At 41.8% G+C, this 23,517-nt stretch carries 23 protein-coding genes; 4 read left to right on the top strand and 19 right to left on the bottom strand.

All coding sequences use genetic code 11. The features are described from left to right. Positions 1–28: 28 nt before the first annotated feature. The 11 genes from MHI48_RS09530 to MHI48_RS09480 all read right to left on the bottom strand — a co-directional run bounded on the left by MHI48_RS09530 (position 29) and on the right by MHI48_RS09480 (position 13,185). Positions 29–1,294 carry an SPRY domain-containing protein gene (locus tag MHI48_RS09530; protein WP_338708256.1) on the bottom strand — a complete coding sequence of 422 codons (1,266 nt, stop codon included), beginning with the start codon at positions 1,292–1,294 and terminating at the stop codon, positions 29–31. A 57-nt stretch (positions 1,295–1,351) separates the two neighbouring features. Further along, entirely contained in the window at positions 1,352–2,785 is a 1,434-nt protein-coding gene (locus tag MHI48_RS09525) for a hypothetical protein (protein WP_338708255.1), read from the bottom strand. 59 nt (positions 2,786–2,844) lie between these two features. Then, on the bottom strand, positions 2,845–4,017 hold the full coding sequence (locus MHI48_RS09520; RefSeq protein ID WP_405143791.1) for a hypothetical protein: 1,173 nt from the start codon (positions 4,015–4,017) through the stop codon (positions 2,845–2,847). A 65-nt stretch (positions 4,018–4,082) separates the two neighbouring features. After that, positions 4,083–6,254 (bottom strand): hypothetical protein, encoded by a 2,172-nt coding sequence (locus MHI48_RS09515; RefSeq protein ID WP_338708253.1) that lies wholly within the window; start codon positions 6,252–6,254, stop codon positions 4,083–4,085. A 3-nt stretch (positions 6,255–6,257) separates the two neighbouring features. Further along, positions 6,258–6,944, bottom strand: coding sequence for a hypothetical protein (locus MHI48_RS09510; protein ID WP_338708252.1), 687 nt, complete (start codon positions 6,942–6,944; stop codon positions 6,258–6,260). Positions 6,945–6,948: 4 nt separating this feature from the next. Further along, positions 6,949–7,521, bottom strand: a complete 573-nt coding sequence (locus MHI48_RS09505; protein WP_405143789.1) for a hypothetical protein — start codon at positions 7,519–7,521, stop codon at positions 6,949–6,951. A gap of 33 nt (positions 7,522–7,554) precedes the next feature. Next, complete coding sequence (locus MHI48_RS09500; RefSeq protein ID WP_340936425.1) at positions 7,555–8,226, bottom strand: hypothetical protein; 672 nt, start codon at positions 8,224–8,226, stop codon at positions 7,555–7,557. A gap of 14 nt (positions 8,227–8,240) precedes the next feature. Beyond that, a complete protein-coding gene (locus MHI48_RS09495; protein ID WP_340936426.1) occupies positions 8,241–8,783 on the bottom strand; it encodes a hypothetical protein in 543 nt (180 codons plus the stop codon). An 18-nt stretch (positions 8,784–8,801) separates the two neighbouring features. Then, positions 8,802–9,563 (bottom strand): hypothetical protein, encoded by a 762-nt coding sequence (locus MHI48_RS09490; protein WP_405143786.1) that lies wholly within the window; start codon positions 9,561–9,563, stop codon positions 8,802–8,804. Between the two features lie 146 nt (positions 9,564–9,709). After that, the gene (locus tag MHI48_RS09485; RefSeq protein ID WP_405143784.1) at positions 9,710–10,468 is read right to left on the bottom strand and encodes a hypothetical protein; all 759 of its coding nucleotides are present in this window, start codon (positions 10,466–10,468) and stop codon (positions 9,710–9,712) included. Next, entirely contained in the window at positions 10,465–13,185 is a 2,721-nt protein-coding gene (locus MHI48_RS09480) for a hypothetical protein (protein ID WP_083669753.1), read from the bottom strand. Before MHI48_RS09480 ends, MHI48_RS09485 begins: the two co-directional genes overlap by 4 nt. A gap of 269 nt (positions 13,186–13,454) precedes the next feature. On the opposite strand from MHI48_RS09480, the gene MHI48_RS09475 reads away from it, so the two are divergent. Then, a complete protein-coding gene (locus tag MHI48_RS09475; RefSeq protein WP_076318334.1) occupies positions 13,455–14,027 on the top strand; it encodes a hypothetical protein in 573 nt (190 codons plus the stop codon). Positions 14,028–14,150: 123 nt separating this feature from the next. Here MHI48_RS09475 and MHI48_RS09470 read toward each other — a convergent pair whose 3' ends face one another. Then, a complete protein-coding gene (locus MHI48_RS09470; protein ID WP_017689551.1) occupies positions 14,151–14,537 on the bottom strand; it encodes a DUF423 domain-containing protein in 387 nt (128 codons plus the stop codon). 286 nt (positions 14,538–14,823) lie between these two features. On the opposite strand from MHI48_RS09470, the gene MHI48_RS09465 reads away from it, so the two are divergent. Beyond that, on the top strand, positions 14,824–15,294 hold the full coding sequence (locus MHI48_RS09465) for a hypothetical protein (RefSeq protein ID WP_083669751.1): 471 nt from the start codon (positions 14,824–14,826) through the stop codon (positions 15,292–15,294). A 105-nt stretch (positions 15,295–15,399) separates the two neighbouring features. Then, positions 15,400–16,248, top strand: coding sequence for a DegV family protein (locus MHI48_RS09460; protein ID WP_076318333.1), 849 nt, complete (start codon positions 15,400–15,402; stop codon positions 16,246–16,248). 192 nt (positions 16,249–16,440) lie between these two features. On the opposite strand, the gene pdaA is transcribed toward MHI48_RS09460, so the two are convergent. Together pdaA and MHI48_RS09450 are read right to left on the bottom strand one after the other, a co-directional pair. After that, positions 16,441–17,220 (bottom strand): delta-lactam-biosynthetic de-N-acetylase, encoded by a 780-nt coding sequence (gene pdaA / locus MHI48_RS09455; protein WP_076318332.1) that lies wholly within the window; start codon positions 17,218–17,220, stop codon positions 16,441–16,443. A gap of 96 nt (positions 17,221–17,316) precedes the next feature. Continuing rightward, a complete protein-coding gene (locus tag MHI48_RS09450) occupies positions 17,317–17,727 on the bottom strand; it encodes a hypothetical protein (RefSeq protein ID WP_036609973.1) in 411 nt (136 codons plus the stop codon). Between the two features lie 207 nt (positions 17,728–17,934). Between MHI48_RS09450 and cysC the strand changes: the two genes are divergently transcribed. After that, positions 17,935–18,573, top strand: coding sequence for an adenylyl-sulfate kinase (cysC, locus tag MHI48_RS09445; protein WP_076318331.1), 639 nt, complete (start codon positions 17,935–17,937; stop codon positions 18,571–18,573). A gap of 79 nt (positions 18,574–18,652) precedes the next feature. On the opposite strand, the gene MHI48_RS09440 is transcribed toward cysC, so the two are convergent. From MHI48_RS09440 to MHI48_RS09420, 5 genes are read right to left on the bottom strand one after another with little or no spacing between them, the layout of a single operon-like run. After that, positions 18,653–20,470 (bottom strand): ABC transporter ATP-binding protein, encoded by a 1,818-nt coding sequence (locus MHI48_RS09440; protein ID WP_179088658.1) that lies wholly within the window; start codon positions 20,468–20,470, stop codon positions 18,653–18,655. Further along, positions 20,470–21,603, bottom strand: coding sequence for a nucleotidyltransferase family protein (locus MHI48_RS09435; protein ID WP_256721285.1), 1,134 nt, complete (start codon positions 21,601–21,603; stop codon positions 20,470–20,472). The genes MHI48_RS09440 and MHI48_RS09435 overlap by 1 nt, the downstream gene beginning before the upstream one ends. Before the next feature lie 52 nt (positions 21,604–21,655). Beyond that, positions 21,656–22,138: a lasso peptide biosynthesis B2 protein gene (locus tag MHI48_RS09430; protein ID WP_017689559.1), complete on the bottom strand. Its 483-nt coding sequence runs from the start codon at positions 22,136–22,138 to the stop codon at positions 21,656–21,658. Positions 22,139–22,142: 4 nt separating this feature from the next. Beyond that, positions 22,143–22,442, bottom strand: a complete 300-nt coding sequence (locus MHI48_RS09425) for a lasso peptide biosynthesis PqqD family chaperone (protein WP_017689560.1) — start codon at positions 22,440–22,442, stop codon at positions 22,143–22,145. Further along, positions 22,439–23,386 carry a hypothetical protein gene (locus MHI48_RS09420; protein WP_053061507.1) on the bottom strand — a complete coding sequence of 316 codons (948 nt, stop codon included), beginning with the start codon at positions 23,384–23,386 and terminating at the stop codon, positions 22,439–22,441. The genes MHI48_RS09425 and MHI48_RS09420 overlap by 4 nt, the downstream gene beginning before the upstream one ends. Positions 23,387–23,517: the final 131 nt, after the last annotated feature.

Raw genomic sequence — 23,517 nt, 5'->3', positions numbered from 1 at the left:
TTCTAAATCAAACAATCATTTTACATAACTATGTGATTGATGCTTTCTTGATTGGTGTTTTTGATGTATCTATTTTTTGCTTGAAGACTTTTCCCGAACCTAATATGCTGGTGTTGCTGTTCTGAAAAGAACGTTCACTTAACTCGAAATGCATATCAATTTCATCTCTCACGTTATGCCCATAACTCAAGAAATTTGATTCTGACATAGTATCTAAAAACTTCATTTTTGGTTGTTCTAATATTTCGTACATTAACAATTCTGCAACCTGTATTAAACTACCGCCATTATTACTAGTTATATTAATTCTATATATCTTAAAACTGGCTGTATTTTTGAATGAGAAGTTTCTAACCTCTCCAACTGTCCAATTCGTCTGATTTTCTTGCTCATCTAAAACAGTCCAATTAACTCCATCATTAGATCCTTCGAATGTCCAGTCTTTAGAATTGTTCTCAGCGGTATATCCAAGCAATGAATACTTCCCAATAACTCTAGACTGAGTAAACTCATACTGTAAAGTTATTGGAAAAGATGCTGTTGCATACCATGTCCCACCAATATCTCCGTCAAATGCTCTATAAGGAAATGATGGGCTATTCGTGTTACTTGCACTTGAGATACCAGAAGGAGCAGTATTAGATGTCATCTTTGGAATGACAGTATTGTCGCTATATTTTAAGGTTGAAACTGAATAATACTTATCTTCTGATGAAATCAAGAATTTATTATGCCATTTGCTTTGTCTACCATCGTAAGAATAAAAACCATATGGTATATCGTAATCAAATGGAGTTGCACCAAAATTAACTGTGATAACTTTACTGGTTGTAGATTGACTCTTAATAAACGGATAAACTTCTCCCATTGATAATATGTTTGTGTGAGATACTCCTTGACTTTTCCCATTTATATAAAATTCCAATTTTCCTTCATCCAGATTAAGGGCAATACCGATTACATCCCCAGCCGCTGGTCTTGAACTATATGCTACATTTTCAGGAAATTTAGCTCCAGTTGCTGCATAAATAGTCCTAATATTTAACGCATTTCCGCTTGTTCCATAGTAGTCAGGACTCGCGATGGGATAATTCATATTTGCGATCCCAACAAAAAACCAATCATGCCCAGTGTACTTAATCTCCCAATACCATTTTCCAGTAGTTTTACCATGTGTGGCACGAATATTCCCCGTAGTTGCAGTGGTCATAGTAACAGTTAAGTTCCCATTAGATAAGGTAGTTGTACCATTCTTATCAGTGGGACTTAGTGTTACATCTAAAATATCTCCCATTCAGCCATCTCCTTTCAAAACAAATAGAACACACCATATAGATGTGTCCTCATAAATTTAGCCTAATATAATCTTGTTTGCTTGATGCTTCGACCTGTCGATTGGTTGTCTGAAGAGTTTTCCTGAACCAAGAGACTGAACATCTTCAACTACATTTTGTATGTGAGATATGGAAGAATTCAAGTCAATTGCATCATTTTTATTCATTCCATACTTTATAAAATTAACATCCGAGGCATGTGGAAATTCCCGAACCAAACTTGAAGTGTATTGGTACATTTTTAGTTCTCCCACTATTGCATATCTCCATCCATTGGTAGCACTCCAATTCAGTCTATACATTTTATGTTTTCCAATCTTGCTTTTATCAATATAATACTCTTTATCTGTGTATGCAGTTGTCCACGCTTGATTGGTTTGAGTGTCTAGAACATTCCAATTTACCCCATCATCCGATCCTTCAAATGTCCAATCCTTTGATAACGCTTGTAGAGTTGAGCTATCACCGGTCGCACTTTGTACAGAGTATTTTCCGATAGTTATTGCTATGTTAAATTCATATCCTAAATGCCCTGTCATTCCTGCTCCATCTCTACTTGCATAGGTTGTTTGAGTTTTGTCGAACGATCTCCAAGCGCCCCTATCTGTTGAATATTCACTACTTGAAAAAGCTTTTCCTAGTGGTGTGACATTGCTAGTCATGGCAGGTATCACTGTATCTTGGCTGTACGACTCCGATCTTACAGAATAATATTTATCTTCTGCTGAAATCAAGAATTGATTGGCTGTCAGTTTGCTAATATCCAAACGAAAAATCTTGCTTCCGGGGCTATATACACCGACAAACAACTGATTATCTCTCGCTCCTAAACCTGTTAATCTAGCAGTGTTATACGTATATATTTGAGTAAATGTTAGATTTTCTGTAGATTTACTTATATCGCTAGAAACAAAAATCATATTATTGAAATACTGAGACACAACAATATGCGCTTTAGAAATCCCCTTTTTCCTATAAATAATTGCACCACTACCAGAAGTAGTTATAGGCATTCTATATGTGTTTAACACTACACCTGTGGAATATCTAGTGATATACACCATACCACCAGAATATGTTTGAAACACAATTAAGTCTCTCTCAAGGTCAACATCAAATGTTGCGGTTAGACTAAATCCATAACTTATAGTTCCTATCTTAATTACAGCCCCAGTTTCCTTGTCTATAGTTACGATGCACTCACTGCTATTGGAAACCATTAAATTTGTTCCATCTGTACCTATTGACCCATACTGATTTGCTGTTACACCACTAACATTAAACTCCCTTTTAACGGTATAGGCATCTGCATCAAAAACTCTAATTCTATAGGTAGTTACATTGTATTGTGATACAAATATTTCATTTCCAATAACGGTAATTCCCCAAGGAATGAATCCAGTAGAACTTACTGCATCAATAGCATCACCTAAAGCAACTATCTCTGTCATTAAACCATCTCCTTTCAAAATAAAATAGAACACACCCTATAGATGTGTTCCTCATGAATTTAGCCAAGTGTAATTTTATCTACTCGGCGTTTTGACATATCAACTGTGTGTTCAAAGGTTTTGCCTGAGCCAAGCACAGTATTTCCTTTTTTTAAATTTTTCTTTGTTTTTAAAATTTGATTGAAATCATTTAAATCTCCTACACCACGATTCAAAAAATCTGTTTCGGTTTCGGACTCCATTTGAACTAGATAAGATGGTTTCATTTCAAACATTTGAAGTTCATAGATACATGGTAAAGTTACACCATTGCTGAGCACAGTAATATAGAGCCTATAATAAATATAAGATTTTCTATTCGGAATAACATAATCTAATACACCACTAGCTCCTCCAACAATTGAGTGAAGAGTGTCATAGTTAACACCATCATTACTTCCTTGAAATTCATAGTTACGAGGATAATAAGTTGTGTTTGTAACATAAAGCCTGTACTTTACTATCAATTTTGGTTTTATGAATTTATATCCTATCCACTTTGGCATAGTAGTAGGTAGAGTGTTGTTCCCCCATCCATTAGTTAAACCTCCATCGAATGATTCCCATCCGATAGTAAAACTTCCATTAGGCGTGTTACTAACAAGCACCTCACCTTCTGGAGTTGTATTGCTAGTCATTTTAGGTATAGAGGTTGTTTCTTGAATTCCATCGTTTAGAACGGAATAATACTTACCGCCTGACGAAAGTAAGATTTTATTTGAATAAATAACTTCAAACATTTCAATTTCTTCAACTATTATATATTTCTGACTAACCACACTAGAAATGTTGACTCTATAGCTTGTGTATGATTTATTATTCGACAATGTGAAGACTCTTCTTATGCTCATTCCAGTTCCCCACACTGATTCATTGATTTTAGTGTCTAAAATGTCCCATGTAACTCCATCATTAGAGCCTTCAAATGTCCAGCTTTTTGGAGAAAAAGACTGATCGTAAGATCGAATCGAATACATTTGAACCTGTTTACTCGTTGGGAAGGTGTAGCTTATCCAAGCTGATGTAATATTATTGGAAGTAGCCCAAGAGTTGGCAATTTCATACGCACTGTCAAATGCTCTCCACGCTACATAGGTGGAATCTCGATTGTTGCTGGTTTTAACAAGACCAGATGGTGCAGTGTATGATGTCATTTTAGGGATTAAATTTTCACTGTAATATACATGTACCATTTAACCATCTCCTTTCTAATCAAAATCATTGTTCCCCAAACTAAAAGAAGTAGAGCATCTAAGCCCTACTTCACACTTACACTTGTTATTTCGAAATACTTTTTCAGATCGATTCTTTCTTTTAACAACTTGCCTGATCCTAGCGATCCATTGGCAGTCATAGTCTGAACGAAACTTTCGTTTTTTCTATCTAATACAGAGAGATCATCCATTCCGTCATTAATAAAAGTGTCTTCTGATGGTAAAGTTGCTGAAATTGTATTCCATTCTAAAGTTACAGTATCAAGCCTTTTATAGGCTCCATCATGTTTGACGAAGGATTTAAACATTGGCAAAGTTTCTAGTTCCACTAATGGTTTATATCCAATAGCGGTTGAACTTGTGTTTGTTGCTATACTTCCGTTGTTGTTTGCTATGAAAGCATCTGCGGATGTTCCACCTCTTTGAACTCTTCTGTCAGTAAAAGAAGGGTAAGTAGTAGAAGTCCAACTTCTAGTGGTTCCACTCCAATTCCATACACCATTGCTTCCAGCAATGATTGCTCCATTCAGCGTAGAGCTAACAATATATTTATCCCACTCATTATCCTTATCCGTTGCGTTGATACCGCCTCTGAGTAATCGATAAAGAAAGGTATAATTCTTCTCTCCCAATTCCTTTTGAACGCCAAATACAAGACCACTACTGTTCAATGCATCCCATGAAATTGTGGATTGAATGTTCCTGTCTGCAATTAAAATTTTCTTTCCATTATATGCATCAGCAACAATGAAATAGAAGTCACCATTAGGCACACTTGGAACAGATGTTGTTGATATAAAGTCAGATGTTTGTTTTCCTATATTTTTAAACTCTCCTGCCACACCAGCGGTATTCGAAACATAGTTACATCTAATACGCTTACCAACTTCAAGTTCAGTAATACTTGTCACTTCGTCTGGATGAAATAACCGACCATCTGAGTCTATATCTACGGCATCAAGAGCCATAAAAGTAGTCGTTGATCCACTGGATTTATTCACCATTTCTACTCGATGTCTTGATTTCGGTAATCCCACAATTTCAACCTGAAGTACTTGTGCAAGTTCTGATCCTAGTTGTGAATGAGTCCCATGCAATTTTCCATCAACGTAAACTTCGATTAAATCACTTCGATTGGTATATCGTGCTCCAATTAATCTTAACTTAGTTCCTTCAAAGTCAAAGACAATCTTGTCTCCTATTGTCGAAGTGTAATTAGAGTATCCATTGTATGCACCCGCACCAACACCGTTAGTGAACCTTCCAACATATTTAATAGAAGATACACTATCATCATATCTCTTCCATCCTGCTTCGGGGGCGGTTAATCGCGAACCAACACTAGCTAAAAGTTGTCCATTATCATCAATGTCGATAGCATCAATATCCAATCTCCAATCTCCGTTAGTTCCGCTGATAAGCTTAACTTCATGGACACCTAAAGGTAGATTAGTTTTTTCATAGGTTAACCGTTGTCTTTCGTCTATTGTTGTTGCCATTTTTGAATTAAACTTTTCAGTTGCTCCATCAATGACCACTGAAATATCATCTGCAAAAGTCGAACCTATACTTGATATTAGTCTTAACTTGGTTCCGTAAAATTTAAATCTAATTTCGTTGCCGCCCATCCCTTTTGCAGAATAGTGATGGGTTGCATTGTACAGAGTTGGCGTTCCTGTTTGAGTTTGAAATATCCAATTATCTCCATGATATACAAAAGCATCGTGTGTATCGTCATACCTCTTCCATCCTGTTTCAGGGGAGGTTAGAGTGTGTCCATACAGATACCCCGTTTCATCAATATCTATAGCATCTAAAGTGAAATTTATACGATTATGACCTGTTGCAATAGTAACCGTGTGAAATGCAAGAGGTAATCCAGTCTTTTCATACACTATGGATTGCTGAAGGCTAGGGGAACCTACTGTACGAAACGCACTATACATCTCTGTTACACCATCTATCGTGATAGAGTTATCAGAATGCCTATCTGAGTAAAAGTCAGAGATAATCCTAAGCTTTGTTCCGAAAAAAGAAAATTTAACATAGTTATTGTCGACAGCTCGGCTAGTTACTCTTATACTGCCACCATAATAAACTGTATTGGATGGGGATGGGGTGGTCCAAGTTCCTGTATACTTTAAGCCAACATGTGTATCATCATAGCGTCTCCACCCTGATTCGGGTGCAACTAATTGATCTCCTAATACTGCCATTCATTACACCTCCTTATATTCAAATACTGGGCGAAACCCAATATAATTCTGCGACGAAGCACTTCCTGTAAAAGCAACACCTCTATTATCGTCGCGCTGTTCATATCCTCGTACTATTCTGCTTGAAGAGGGTGCAGATAAGACTGTTCCTTTATTCGTAGTCCATGAGCCGAGAACAGGTGTTTCCTTTGCCCAACAAAACATGTTATGGTGATGCCAAACATTATCAACATTGGGTCTAGCCTTGCCACCCAAGTTGGACTTCATAATATATTTGTCATATTCATTATTACTTGGAAATGCCCCCAATCCTAAGTCCTTCATACTCAGTTTGCCATCTTTGTCTGCATATCCTACTCCACCAGATATACTACGGACAATTCCTGAGACACCACCAAAGGTTTTAGGCAAACCTTCAATAATCTTATTTGCATTCATTGAATCCCAAGTGACAGTATGATGTCTAATGCGATCAGAGATTAAAAGACCTTTGTCTACTTTAATAGCGTACCAGTAGTAGTTGTTTAAACTTGTAGTACCAACCAACCCATTTACAGGTATTTCGTTTATTCCTAGAGTGCCATCTATAAATTGCTCTCCAGAAGAATCATATCTCCATACAATATAGTCGCCAATCTCCATATCACTTATATTTGATCTCAATACGCCTATAGTCGCTGGAACTGCCATAAAATCACCCCTTACTCACTCTGATTCCATCTACTTTTTGAAATTTCGTATTTTCAACCTTCTGACGTAGCACTATCCCTGCTGGAGTGTCCGATGCTCGTTCCATGTTCAATTGATATATTTTCTTTAAGCCTAGTGAACCAGATTCACTTTCAATAAAGGGATTACTGTATTTCCCCTTCTGATTAAATTCGTCTATGTAGAAATTCGAATATTCTTTCTCAGCAACAATCTCAATTTTCACCTTCATATACTTTGCAGGAGCTTTAGTAGCAGTCACATCTGCTAAAATTTCCTCATACGCCCCCCACTCAAACCCATCCTCAGATGTACTCCAGTAGATCTTGTATGCTGCGCCACCCGCAATATCTACGCTTGTAGCCACACCTTTAAATGAAGCAATCTTATCCTGAATCCGAATGGGAGTGGACTCCCAAGACCCATTAGCTGGATAGATTGAATTCCCGTCCGCATCCTGGCTCAACTCTCTTAATTTCAACTTCTGGGCCTGATATATCGTATCTTTGAAAACACCTATAGATAGATCTATATCCAGTGCTATTTCTTGAATCGCCATACTCTCACCACCTATCTCATCTCAAAATCCAACTCAACGAATGTCCCAGTTTATGATCCCTGCATGATTTGCCTTCAGAGGGGCTACGATTTGATCTATGACAAAGCCATTTTTACGAATAACTAATTGCCCAGGCAGGTCCTGATCTGAGGTAATTTTAATTTGGAGAAACGCAGTTTCTTTCAACGGCAGGGAACACACACATTGAAAGTTAATCTGCACATCGTTCAAATTCATCATTTTTTTGTAACCGAAGTTAAAACATTCAATCGTATTATGGAAAGCCCCCGAACTCCCATTACCTGAATGTCCACTCATATTCACATCTGAAGAAACATTCTTAAATTGAATGATGTCACTGTATAGAAAGGTCCTACCCGTTAGCGGGTATTCTTGTTCTTCACATACGTATGATATAGAGTACCGATCCGCATTAATATGAAATACACCGTTGGCAACGTTGTGATACACGTGAGATCCTTGCCCAATCAATCCAAAAGAGACCAACTTTTCCTTGTTAATTTTATAAAAACTGTTTGATTGTTGTGTCTGCAAATCGAATTCGCTTAAATAAGTACCATCATAGTAATCAGCAATCCATACATAAGCTTGAGATACAGGTGAGCGCGTAAATTGTGTATTACCTAGAATCACAGGACTTCCCCCTTTTAATAAAAAGGACAGGCTGCAATAGCCTGTCCACATGACTGTTTCTTTTTTTACACGTAACGATAAGAGATACGTTTCTTGAACTGTTGCTTGCCACTTTTCGCGTTCAGCGGCACTACACATTGAATGGATAGAGTTACATAGTTACCTGCCGCATCTTGAGGATTTCCATTGTTACTAACGCCCAGGATTTCTTTCGGTCCCGGTGCAAATGGTGTTGCATAAGGGGTTCCTGTATGATCTTTGGTTGTCTTGCCTGTTGTTCCGATAGGTTTGGAAAAATTCTTACCAATACGTGAACTTTCTTCTTCCAGGTCTGTCTCCCCCAAGGAATCAACCTGAACGTGGAACCAGTTATTCTTCACCACTTCTACATCATGAGCCTCCGTGTCACCAGTACCACCAGTCATATCTCGCGTTGTAATCGTGCAATCTTCCATTTTAGATACGTCCGAAGCACCATTTTTATTGTTCCATACATTGAAAATAAAAATATCACTTTTGCTATCCGCATCAATAACCTTGTAGTCAAAAGGGGTAATAATCTCATTACTATGTGTAGCATCCATCCATGAAATAATTGGTTGTGTCATTATAATCCATCTCCTTTTTTATGTTCTGATCGTTAATTGAATCGTAAGATGCTGAATGTTTGAACCTGCTTCGATGATGTTGATTCTGAAGATATCTCCAGCCTCCACTTTTTTTGTCTCAAATGTAGCCTCACCGTCATCTTGATGTTGAAATGCTTCAAATTTCAGTGGACTCCCCATCACATCCTGCCAGTGAATGAGATCCTTGGATCGTTCAATTCTTATTTCAGTCGCGGTATCTCCAGAAACTCCACAGTAGCCCTTTACATGTAAAATCTCGCCATCGAATGGAAATGGGGCTAAAATCCCCAGTACTTCCGGGTACACCCGTGATTCTTTGCAAAAGACTATAACCCGATCCTGTACTTCCAACGGAATCTCATTTAATTTCAGGTGTTCAGCTGTACTCATGAGCCCATCCATATCGGAATTAACGACCTGAAGGTTTTGACCAAATACATCAATCTCTACCCATGTCTGTCCATCAAAACGATATCTTTTACCATCCTTATACGTCTGTACCGTCCAGCCTATTTCAGGAGAAGGGTACTTCATACTTAGCTCCTCAGAATCAGCAACTGGACTCTGATACACAAGTCGAGTCGTCTGATAAGCCTCTTTTGCTTTTCCGGCAGCCTGTAAGGCTTCCCCAGCAGCCTCCAGTGCCCGCTTGATAGCGAGTTCAGTTTCGCCAGGATCTCCTGGCTGTCCCGGACCGCTATGTTTCACCGCTTCTCTAATTAAAGACTCTACATGTGCTAAAGTTATCCCATTTGACATAATTCACCTACCTAAGCGTTATGTAGCATATTTTCGTCATAAGACGGTTTCCAAGTTGATACCTCCCCCATAACTAGGAAACCTGTCTCTGGCTTATCATTAAAGAAATTCTTGAACAACCATGAAAAGCATTGCTGTGTCTAGCTTTAGAGAAGTTTTCTAATGGGATTAATGCCGGCTTTTTTGCACTCCTTGCAGTATTTCATTCGATTCGATTTTGCAAGCATTCGTTTTCCGCATACGGTACAATTTTTAATGTTTTCTCCTTTCCAGCGAGAGTACTCCAACACAAAATCATCGAAGCGAACTAACTGGAAGGCAACCTCACCATGCTCCGCAGCGAACAAAACCTGTACGTTAGTCGAATCGACACGTTGACTTTCTTTGAGATACCCTAACTGAATAAGTTTGTGCACCAATAACCCCTGATCTTTTTTGCTTACGGCCATTTGACTATCACCGTAGATTTCTTTCCATTCATGATTAATCCAGTACGTATCATTTTCATTGATTCGATTATTAATCTTGCTGTAGACCAGTAAAACAAAGGCCAATTTCTCGAGTCGTTTACTTTTAAGTTGTTTGATCTTTTGAAGTTCTTCGTGCGTTACAGGTACATGATCAATCTCGATTAGCGTGCTCTTGCTTGCCTCCTCCCTTATCTTGATATACTTCTGAGACTGCTTAATGATACGATTGAGAAATGTATCCCACTGGACAGCATTGTAGTCTGGATAATACTTGGTCATAAACTGATTTAACAACACATATGTATCTTCGGCGTTCTTCCCTTGTTGAAGCCCGTATTTAGCTAAACAAATCAACGTTTTGGTTGGCTTCTTATCCATTTTCCCATGTGCAATTGCTTGCTCGGCATGATGACGTTCATTCAGAATGATTTTCAAGGGCGCTGCTCCTTCACATGCATTTGGGTCATTTTAAAGGTTTTTCCCGCGTACTCAATATCGCCGTCCCGGTCTCTAACCGGATAATGGATAATGTGTTCATTGCTGAGCAATAGATTGCGAATAATCTGATCCCCGGAGACATCCCATACAAATTGCTTTGATTTCTCCGCATTTCGATAACACATGTCCACAATCATATTGCACAAATCTTCTTCGTTATTGCAGATCTCCAGCGCCTGCTCCTTGAAACGTGAAACAAACAACTGCCATCGGGCAGATCTTTCTTCCTTTTTCACCTTACTCTTGCGCAAGTTAGTCATATAGCTACGTAGCTCTTCGTTATGCATCTGATATAAACGTTGAATCTCTTTGTAACGAGCTTGTGAGTATTTTTTGGTACTCATCAATATCGTATGATCAAATGGACTCTCGGACTGTTTTAGCTTTAACTTGTTGAACTCATCTTCCACTTGATGGCATAACCGGTTCATCACAGATGGTGCCGTGGATACAGGCATTCTCTGTTCATACTGTGCCAGGAACTGTTCCTGATCCGGAGATAGCTCCTTCTTCGAATACAACTCATCCACAGTCATGCCAAATAACTGCAAGCACTTCTGACTCGTTTTTTCTACATAGGTGGTATATTCTTTTTTCTGCTCCGGGTCATTGTATATGAAAAAATAAGGCTTCTTGTGTGCTACCATTTTCAAGGCAGACTCGTCCGTTACCGCAGCGCGAATATCATACCAGTGCTTCGGCATTTTTTTACATTCAATACCTTTAGCCTGATCAATGGCATTTTGTTGATAATGCTGACCACATTGAATTCGGTACATCATTTCCTGATATTCTGCACTATGCTCCTCATAATTGGCTAATACATCAAACATCGACGTGATTTTGTTCGTTGTAAAACCGATCAGATCACCAAAGCTGTCTTTGTTAGCCTGAATCAGATCCTTCTCATCCGGAATTTTTTGGGCTGAGGTTTTCTGTACACATACAATCGCATCAAGCTCCTGAATTGCCCCAAGAATTGTGTGGTTGTCTGTAGTTAAGACCTGATCACTATCCATATCTGCACCATTTAAGGAATGTGTCGTCGTATCCCATGAATTTAAGATCGTGACCGTGTTCATATAGCGATACCAATGCTGCATCTCATCTGTATTTTGAAAACGAAGCACCTTGATATTGTTATGACAAGTCATCGGAGCTCTGAAGCAAGCTACGCGGTCCACATGGTGTTCATTCCAATATCTGGAGTAGAACTCACCCGAGCTCAGCAATCCTGTTAAAGGCAAGCCAAAAATGCTCTGACACAATGTATAGGGATCGCCAGATATAATGCTGAAATTGCCTTTCACTCTTAGAACTCCGATCTTGGCTTCATTCATTCGCTTACGTATTAAGGTATGAATTTTGTTGCGCACAAAAGGATCATCTATAAGTCGCGGGTCTACCATCAACCCTTTGATATAATCATCTGGACTATTGCTGTAGTCATTCTCATGGATGTGAATTCCTTTGAGAAATAACAGTGCCTTGCGATAGTCTTCACCTAGCACATCTTTAATCGAGTCTACTGTGGGACGAATAAGTTCACCAATCTCGTTATCATCCAATTGGAGTGACTGAATAAACTGGTAATTTAAATGACGCTCATCCTCCAGTTCTTCGGGTGTAACCTTCGTTACGCTGAACGTGTAGCCATAATAACCGCAACATAACAGGTAATCGTCGATACTGTTGTATGAGCTCCATAGTTTGAGCATGGACGTTGTGATGATCAGGTCTACCTCTCGAATATCCACAGGATTACCCCAGGCATCGTCCACCATATCATTGCCTGCAACTCGATCTGCAAATTCGTGATAATCAAATGTAAAGACCATCCCTTTACAGAAGCTATTACGAATACAAAATCCACTCGGGATATATGCATGTCCCAGCTCGGTTGCCCATCGTTCACTAAGTGCAGGAGAGATAAGACCGAACCCATCACTCATATTCATCTGAATAGGCTCATTTTTCCTACTCTCTATGCGAGGGTATTCTGTCTCGGTATCATCAATCTGAATGATGTCTGCACCAAATTCAGTTATACAATCATGAACAACCAATACCCGCTCGGGATGTGACACAGGCGTGCTTGTACTGCAAGCCAAGGCCTTATATGCCTCCAGTTTGGCAGGAACCAGCTCTTTATTGGGATCTCTGCCGTTATTCAATCTTTTCTCCAACAGCGAATGAATATCCTTACTCACATAGATGACCGTCGAACTTTTGGCTCCACCTGTCGTAGCCAATAACCGCTTGTATTTCTTGCCGTTGATGGAGAAAGCTTTCGATGAATTCAGCCGATCATAGTCTTTATTATTTTCAATGACCACCAGCAAGTAATCATCGGCAAATTTCAGGTTTTTCAGTTCTTCATGCAATTTCTTCATTGTTCTTTTATGTTCAGCATTGGTTTTCAAGGCTTTTAATCGCTCTATTTCCAGCTTGATTCTAGCCAGATCTTGTTCCCTCTCCTTGGTGCCTCGAATACGATCTATAAAACGAAACACCTGATGGTTTCCAATAGATGCCACTTCTCCATTTACTGTCGCTTCTTGATAAGTAAGATGCAGATCATAATCCGCTTTTCTAATTCTGGAAGATGTAATTTTATAAACGTATCTCAATCGATCCTGATATGCATTGCCCATTCCCGATTCCCCCTGTTGCTTCCTGTCCTGATTAAATAAATTATAGAGTAGACCCGCACGACTGGCGCAGGCAAACAGGACGATCAGGGGATGAAAAAAGAAGAATATTTGTTCTATTCTGGGGAGAAATTATGGGGCACTCCGGGACTAGATACATCTCGAATCGGCATATTTCTGCGTCTCTAGCACTATGATAATTTCCTTTTTAATGATATAGTGAATTGAAGCGTTTTTTTGAGCTGACATAATTTTTAACGGGGCTGGGATGAATGAAAGAAACCTTATCCAATCAAGAGGACATCGGCTTTTTATTTAATGTCGATATACTTATTAAGAGCCGCTCAAATGCATTGGCACTGCAGTCCCTGTTGGAGTTCATAAACAATGAAGAACAAATTGCGGACTTTCGGATTCAATCCGGCATAGAGCTAGGCAAAATTATTGAAGCGACACTCCAGTCCAAGAAGGACTCTTTCGTCACACTTCACAACGAACGCAAAAAAGCCAACGCAGCACAGAAGGCGTCCACTGCAGCTCAGACACCTGCCTCACCTGCTCCAGTCAAAACACAGAATCTACAAGAACAACCGGTTAGCGAGAAAAAGCCTGCCACCCAAACATCCAATGTATCCGATGGAAACTCGTTTGATGCGTGGATTGACACACTCATTAAAGAGAATAAACTCACCCGTATTGTTGTCAATAACAAGAACGGTAAACATCAGAGCATTCCTTGCCGTATTCTGAATTTTGATCGTGATACCAGTATTGTGAGCATCTACCATGTCGATGAAAAACAGGTGTATACGTTCCGAACCAATGAAATCGATGAGTTCCTGTAACTAACTTCATCGGATTAAAACAAAAAGCAACTTGCGTTAGAATGACGGTACATTCTAACGCAAGTTGCTTTTTAGTTCTATGGTTCATGTAGGATTTAACCCTCCGAGATTTGTTTGGACCGGTCAGGAGCGATCCTTACCTCGCTGCCATACATCTAATGCCAATAACAACCATCCGGCAATAAAGGCTACCCCACCAATCGGTGTGATGGCACCCAGAATCTTGATGCCAGAAATACTAAGCACATACAAGCTGCCTGAGAACACAATAATTCCGATAAACAACAGACGCGCTGCCCACTTCAGTTTTGTCGATGCTCCAAGTTGACCAGCCGTCAAACCAATAATGAGCAAGGCCAATGCATGAATCATGTGATATTGCACACCCGTCTCATATGTAGCGATGGCCGCCGGCCCAATCGTATCCTTGAGCATATGAGCACCAAACGCACCAATCGCCACCGATAGCATGGTCATTACAGCTCCAAGCATCATCCATCTTCGTTGCATATAAGTTCTCTCCCTTAATTCAACTACAATTCACTCCTATTATTGTAGCGAATCCACTCCTCCTTTACCAGTCGGGACGGAGCTTCAAAGATCATATGTCTGTTTATACTTAACAATCCTATCCCTGCCCTATAAATTGTAGGAAACAAGCGTAAATCCTTGATTTTTATCGATATTTATGGAAAAGTAAACAGGTATGTAATCGTTGTATTTTAAGAAAGAATCATTACTCATCGATTAGGTTAATAACACTCAGTACGATGATTAAGGGAGGCAAGTCAACATTATGGATAATCGCGATTCCTATAATTCAGGTTATAACAACACGGATCAGAATCCTGGCCATGCAGATCCATACAATAACAATGGGTATGAAGCATACCCGCCAGATCATGAGAGGCAACCAATGGCACCACTGAAACATTCCGGACCTGGGATCGCCAGCTTTGTCATTGGATTGGTTGCAATCTTGGGTTATATTCTGATATTCTTTATTGCCACCATGGCTGTAAACGAGTCCATCGGAGTTCTAACCCCGTTGCAGACAGAAGAGATCGCCTTGCATCCAGCAGTGGTTCTGGCTTCGTTAGCCATCCTGGTCTGCCTGATTCTCAATCTGGCCGGAGGCATCGTCGGAATTATTGGTCTTGTCCTCAAGAATCGAAAGAAAGTTTTTGCCATTATCGGAACCCTATTAAATGGGATCATGATTCTGTTATTCGTTGGACTTATCTTGGTAGGCATGACGCTGATGTAACGCTTTGCATCAGCGTCATGTTTCCTTATAATTAAAATGAATGGGTTTACACATAAGGATAATCTATATTTTTTGCCAAAATTATTGTTTTCAAAGGAGATTGACATGTCACGAATCAAAATTTTTGCGGACAGCACAAGTGATCTGGCTCCAGAATGGATCCAGCAGCACGATATCGGTATCATCCCCTTATATGTCGTGTTCGGTGAAGAATCACTGAAAGACGGTGCTGAGATTAAGCCTGAACAGCTATATGAACGTGTTAGCCAAGATGGGCGTCTTCCCAAAACAGCTGCACCTTCCCCCGCTGATTTCATAACGGCATTTCAACCTTACATAGATCAAGGGGATGAGATTTTATATATCAGCTTATCTTCTGAACTTTCCTCTACCTATCAAAATGCACGACTAGCGAGTTCCGAGTTCCCGGAAGGTCGAATATCGGTCATTGACTCACAGAATCTCTCATCAGGAATTGCACTGATGGTGATGAAAGCTGTACATGCTGCTGATAAAGGGCAAAACCTGACTCAGATTACACATCTGATTGAGGCAATGAAATCAAATGTACGCACGGAGTTTGTCATCGATACACTGGAGTATCTGCATAAAGGCGGACGCTGTTCGGGCATGCAGAACCTGATTGGAAGCCTGTTGAAGATTCGTCCTGTCATCCGGGTAACAGATGGCAAGATGGCACCTGCCTATAAAGTGCGCGGCAAACGGGAGAAAGCTCTGGAACAAATGCTGAATAATACGCTCAGCCAGAAGGATCAGATCGATCCAGACCTGCTGATTGTTGTGCACACCATGGCTGAAGAGGATGCGCTTGACTTGAAGAAGTCTTTACAGGAACAGACGGGTGCCCGAGTTGAACTAACCACTGCTGGTTGTGTAGTATGCAGTCATTGCGGCCCGAAAACGATTGGAATCATCTATAACACTGTTTTATAGTATTACACGTTACATCGTATCGTATTACCCAATCCTTCTTCTAAATCTGTATGTGGTTCATCAATAGTTGGACTGGCATACCGTTATAACTAAAAAGGGCATTCCGAGCTTAATCGCTCAGGATGCCCTTTAATATTTTTGCTAAACTTTTGAATGACCTACATTTGGTCCATTGCTCATTATAATAATGGATCAATAACTTTTGGTCCGCAGATCATCCAGACTTTTGAATACGTATCCTTGCTTGCGGGCCTCATCAATAATGGAACCAAGAGCCTCCGTGTTATCTTTGGATACCGAATGAAGCAAAATGACAGCGCCCGGATGGAGTTGTTTCAACACCTGTTGATGAGCATATTGTGCGCCACGCTGCACATTGGTATCCCAATCTTTATAAGCAACAGACCAGAACACATTCACATACCCTTGGGCATGACTCTCTGCAAGCGTTCGATTGTTAAAAATCCCGCGCGGTGGCCGTAAAAAGGTCGCTTGTTGACCGGTCAGCCGATTGACCTCCGACTTGACCTTCTCAAGTTCCTCTCTAAGCTTTTCATTGGAGATGCGGGTCATATCCGGATGACTCCATGAATGATTACCGACAATATGACCTTCAGCCGCCATACGTTTGACCAACTCAGGCTGATCTTTTAGATAATGACCTGTCACAAAGAAAGCCGCCGGCACCTTCTTGGTACGCAAAACATCCAGTATGGCAGGTGTGAATCCATTCTCATACCCGTTATCAAACGTGAGATACAATTCCTTCTGTTTTGTATCCCCCAGGAAAATGGCATCGTTATGTTGTAAGATTGATTTAAAGCCTTCCTGATCAATGGAGGGCAGTTGACCGTTTTGACTTTTTTTGAAGCCAAAGTGATACGCTCCGGTAACCGGTGATGCTTCAGTCTGTGCCGGTACCATACTGATGGATAACAGTCCCAACAGTATATATAGAACCATTCGCTTCATTCTATCCGCTCCTGTTCCTGAAAATTCGGTTAGTCGTTTGCACACACGAACACCTTCAGGTAATATGCCACAGGAACGGCTAATGTATGTAAATCATTAACGATCGAAACGTTTATTTTCAGGTTGTGGCGGAGATTGATGGAACAATTCAAGTAAGGTCTGAGGTTTGCCACTGGAAGCAAGCCATTCCCTCACGGTCTGTATGGCACGGGTCTGTCCATCTCCCCGATCACGCCATGTAAGCAACTCGATAACTTTGATAATCAAGGCCGACATATTGTGATTATCCAGTTCGGACCGCTCTGCCCTCAGCTTGTGATACAAAGCCTCCTGCTCCCAATCCAGTAGAATCTCATCACCGATGGTTGGCTTCAAAAGTGTATACGCTCTGTCACAACCTTTACAACGAACCGTGCTGACCTGTTCATCTATAAATTCCGCTCGAATATCCTGCTGGCAATCCGGGCATTTAAATCCAACTTGTATGTTTTGTATGTTTTTGTTCATGACATTGTTCCTCCTGCAATGTGAGCATTTTGCATCATTCGATTCAAAATACTCTTTGGATATATGCATAATGCTTATGTATGTACTACATCTATACCCGATATTTTGTCGATTCACGCTTATTTTGAAGAAATATGTAAGGTGCTATAATCTTGTAAATATGTTAAAATATTATACATATCATGGTAGGGAAAAGGCGGGATACTCATGTCGAAGGAAGAGCGCAACATAACCTGGCAATCATCCAGCATCAACAGACAAGACCGGGAGAAGCATAATGGGCACCGTAGTCGTGCCATATGGTTTACCGGGTTATCAGGTGCAGGAAAGTCATCCCTTGCATTTGCCCTGGAGCAGTATCTCTACGATCAAGGCGTACGCTGTTATGTTCTGGACGGGGATAATGTACGTCATGGACTGAACCGTGATCTCGGTTTTACAGCAGGGGATCGTCAAGAAAATCTGCGGCGAATTGGTGAAGTATCAAAGTTAATGGTAGATGCCGGGTTGTTTGTACTTTCGGCTTTTATCTCTCCTCATGAACAGGATCGGGAGATGGTCAGACAGTTATTTGAACCAGATGATTTCATTGAAATCTATGTGCGCTGTTCAATTCAAGAATGTGAGCGGCGTGATCCCAAGGGTCTATACAAAAAAGCACGCAATGGTGACATCCCGCATTTCACAGGCATTTCCGCCCCCTATGATGTACCCAAATCTCCTTCATTTATCATCGATACAGAGCAATGGTCCATTGAGGAAGCCGTGCAAGAGATCGTACAGCATTTGGAGCAGATCGGTGCTCTTCAACTGCCACTTCCTACGAAAACAGCCCTCGTTCATTAATTCTTGCTCATTATACTAACTACTTACATGAAAGGCGCGCCCATCGTGGCGCGCCTCTTTACGTTATGTCATAACCGACTTACTGCCCCACAACACCTGCTTGCATGTTCAAAAGTTTGCTGAACGTCCCTACCGGATCAGTAGATAACTGCTGGTACCCGCCCTCTTGAATCACCCGACCTTCATCAAGTACAATTACACGATCTGCCGTCCGAATCGTAGACAATCGGTGTGCAATCACAATAATGGTCACATGTCCTTTTAACCGTTCCAGCGCCTCATGAATGTACTGTTCATTCTCACTATCCAGCGCACTCGTTGCTTCATCCAGTACCAATACAGAAGGATTACGCAACATAGCCCGGGCAAGCACCAATCGCTGACGTTCGCCCCCGGATAGACGAATGCCCCGATCACCAATAATCGTATCCAGACCTTGAGGCAGCTTCCGTACAAATGCCGCAGAGGAGGAAAATTGCAAAGCCTGCCACATCTGTTCTTCACTTGCATTTGGATCAACCAGACGCAGATTCTCACGAATACTTGTGTGAAACAGGAATGGATCTTGGGAGACATATCCGATGGAACTTCGCCAGCTCAATAATCGTTCTTCTGACAGAGGAACACCGTCAATCAAAATACGACCAGTTTCAGGCCTCACAAGGCCCATAATCAGATCTATCAGCGTGCTTTTGCCTGCTCCGGATTTCCCCACAATTGCGGTCATACCCCTTGCTGGAATCGAAGATTGCACATTTCTCAATGAGTAAGCATCACTTCCCTCATAGCGATAGCAGACATCCTCACAGGTGATAGATCCCTTCAGTTCCATAGGTTGAATCCCATCAGTTCCAACGTCTCCTGCCGAAGCAATCTCTTCACTAATCTCACGACTCTTCGCCGTCTGCGCTTGTAATTCTCTGACTACCCGAAATGCAGGCAGCATGGAGCTGATGTACTCCAGATTGGACTGAATTGCCGTAAACCTTGGCCATAAGCGGGAAAAGATTAGGATGATGAGCAGCAGGCTTGCGGGTGGCACCGTCATTACACGGAGAGAAAGATAGATGAATGCCGCAATAATGATTGCCGCGGACATCCGGTGAATTAGCTGTGTTCCACTGTTCAATTGGCTAAATTGAATGACATTGCGTTCTATCTGTCTGCACATGCGCTCAAACCAGTTCATGTGGGAGCGCTCAAGCATGTTGCTCTTAATATCCTTAATGCCGTTGAAATGCTCGGTAATGCCGTTATAATAACTTTGCGAGAATTCAGAGGTCTGGTCCCCGATCTGCTTGGCGCGCTTGACGAATTTTCGTAAGACGATAAATAATACCAATCCACAGACCAGCACAAGTGCCGTCAGCTTGGCGGATAACCAGAAAGCAAGACCGATCTGAATGCCCGTAAAGATCAGAGAGGCTGCCATTTGCAGCATAATGCTCGTTCCCTGGCTCACACGTGCAAGTTCAGTCGTTAATATATGGTTAAAATCGGATTTTCGTTTTTGGAGAAAAAATGACCATTGCGCCATAATAATAGCACCATAGGTTTCCATGCGCAGCGTTCGTACAAATTGCTGTTGGATTCGAGTATTACGGATCGTCTGGAGACGCTGCATCCAGGCCTGTCCGGAGACAATCAACACAAAGGTGAACAATACGAGTAACAATTGGCTATTTTCAGAAAAACGATTCAGTACTTCGCCAATCCAGGGAATGTTTAAGCCTGTGGAGCCCATCTCAAATATGCCAATCAGACTCAGCATCGGAACAAGCATGTAGATACCGATCCCTTCCATGAGACTGATACAGATCATCCCTAGCAGATTCCAATATAAGATGGGCCCCGTGACATGATGCAACTTTCGCATGAAATACCTTAATTCCGAGATCATACTTTACCCCTTTCCGTCACCGTATACCTTTTAATTCGCCGCCAGAACCAGAGAAACGGACGTAACGGAAAGTATAGAAAAAACAAAGAACGTGGAAGTGGCAATTGATCCACATCCCATGTACTTGGATATAAACGTTCAATAAAGAAAAACCATTTCTGTTTTGTACTTCGAAGTTTAAACAAATACGATTGATAAGACTTCATATCAGCCGGACTTTCCAGCATGTCGTTCATGAACTTTGCGCCTTCGTTGGCTAATCGCTTGCCTGTACGGTCACTTAAGGACATCAAGGACCTGTACTCTACATCCAGCGGCGTATTCAACAGATCTGAGGCTAAGTGAAGAGCCTGCGAACCGATCGATAAACGCCCCTCCGCTTTCAGACGTCTCTCTAATTTCTTCACATCAAGTGGCATGCTGCGGATCATCTGGTCGATATCCAGTAACCAGCGCAGTCTGAACCAGCCGTGTCGTGCACCATGGGTTACGAGATAAGCCCATAGGTCTTCTTGTTCGAGCATACGGACAGGTGTCTGTGTGTATGAACTGAACCGGCTGCGTTTCCACAGCAATTCAAAATCGGTTTCTTTGCCCGAATCCGGGTTCAAGCGCCAATGGATCTCCACTTGAGTCCTTTTGACCGGATGGATGTAACAGATATGATGTTCCCGCCATTTCCAGCTGCGCACCGTAGGTGCCCGCTCCCCTTCCTTGGATACATATCCGAGGGTAGCCAGAATGCCTTCAGCCGCTTCCACATCATCAAACGGAATCAGGATATCCAGGTCTTTGGAGGTTCGCATCGATACATCGCCATAGAGATCATGGGCGAGCGCTGGTCCCTTTAGTGTAATATTGCGGATACCGCGTTCACGAAAAGCACCACACACCTGCTCCATTTCAGCTGTTAGATGTAACATGCGGAACGTATTGACCGTATATTGTTGTCTCAGACTCTCCATAACATCTGCAGGAATGATTGCAGAGTTGAATTCTTTCATTTTCACATAAAGGACAGAGTATAAACGGTGATGATAGACAAGCCGCAGAAAAAGTTGCCAATCGGTTCCTTGCAAACCCGCCTTGAGTTCTTCAGGGGATAGAGCCGTCAGATCACCTCTAATCATGCTCAAAATCAGCTTAAGCTCCTTCGGAAACCCTGATGAATAGAGTTCACTTTCATGTATCATAGACAATCTCCCCAGATCCCTTCTCCGGACACCGTTTGCCAAACACACCGACAACCGTATATTGGTCCATAGTATCAGCTCCGGTCACGATCAATTTACCACTTCGCAGCCAGGCATGAGCCATCATATGTCCTTGCTTATTCCGTGCAGTCCCCATATATAACGTACTCTCTATCTTGCGTCGCTCAAGCATCTTCATCCCGGCAATCGCCATTACAAGGCAGCGGCTTTCCCATAACGTATATTTGCTGGCGAGCGAAATTGCTTTGGAAATATTCCGTATAGTGATGACCTCGCTGCGTTCGAGTCCTGTCATCGGTGTTTCTACCATAGGCGTACCCAGCCCTGGCGCGATTTTAGCGAATGGCATAGCCTTCTGTATGCGTGCCCAGCCAAGGAGGATATAGGCCTCCCATACCAGTCGACGCATCGACCGCGGGAGCGAGAGATAAGCCTTTATTTTTCGCAACATGTTTCTACACTCCGCGAGTAACGTCGATTAAACCTTCACGGGACAGATGTTCCAGGAATTGCACCACCTGCTCACGACATACATCTGGCTCAATCTCATACTCCGCAGCAAGTACCTCAACAACTTCACCCAGCGTGCGTTCTTCTGCGATCAGGTCCCAGATTCGTCCACCGGTACTCCCGAGATTATAGTATTTTCCAGAGCTAATGCTCATCATGACTTTCTCACTGCCCATATCACTGACCAGATTGCCTTCCTTCCGGGTTACCCGGTCTTCCACATTCATCGGCGTAGTCGCTGTCATTGTCCTGTATGCACTCCTTTACGTATATGATCTGTGATCCGATCCACCATCTCAAATGCTGTAAACTCAGCACCCGTTCTGACCAATCTGCCAATCTCCACACTTGCTGAAAGTCTTGAAGCCGTCTCAAACAACCATTGTGCCAGCCCCTGTCTTGCAACGAGTCCACCACGGAACGTATGCGAGCATAACAGATGCAGTCGTTCTAGCCCCGTCACTTCCACCAGTTGAACAGATGTATGGTTTGCCTCCGGTTGTGGAGCAAGTTCGAATATTCCACCTAGTGGTACGGCCATCTCATGAAAATAGTGCTGAACAGGTATCGCATACTTTGTAATCTCCGCGTGAACCGTTGCATAATCCTGCTCCTTCATGCCGAAGCCGTCCAGACTGGGTTGCCATAACTTCTGTTGCGGGTAACCAGGTGATACAATAGCTCTTCCTCCGGCATCCCAGGTCAGTGCAACAACATCATCGGTGAGAAGCGGATATCCGCGTGATGCCAGTGCAGCCGACAACGTCGATTTGCCTGCTCCCGAATGTCCGACAAATGCGTAAGCCCAGCCATCAATAACCACTGCACTGCCATGCAATGGAAGGATGCCACGCTGCATCATAATGACCGCCATACAGGTGCCCAGGATGAATAATCTGACCTTTTTCTCATCCGCTCCTGGCTGAGGGGATACAACAATGCGCTTTCCTTGTTCCATTAGAAACAGACCTGTATCTTCGATTTTGAAAAAAAGACTGCCCTCTCGTGCCACAAAGTTGTCGTTGCCTACATCCCAACCCTCCCACAATAGGGTCAGATCTGAAGACTCGATGTGCACATCCACGACATCAAAATCAGTCTCTGCATCCTTGGGTGCGATCTGTAGTTCAGGCATTCGAATTTGACTCGACCAGCGCAGACCATACGCCACATAATGCACAGGCAACAATGAACGACGCCTCCTTCGTAATAAAATGTAAAAAAAGCCCTTATATTCATGTTGCTCAATATAAGGGCGGAGGCGAAAAGCTGGATTTGTTGCATTTCCGCCCTTTAAGTATGATGACACTTCATAAAACT

This window comes from Paenibacillus sp. FSL H7-0942 (assembly GCF_045040715.1).
GTDB classification, from domain to species: Bacteria; Bacillota; Bacilli; order Paenibacillales; family Paenibacillaceae; genus Paenibacillus; species Paenibacillus amylolyticus.
This window is presented reverse-complemented; position numbering and strand designations above follow the sequence as displayed.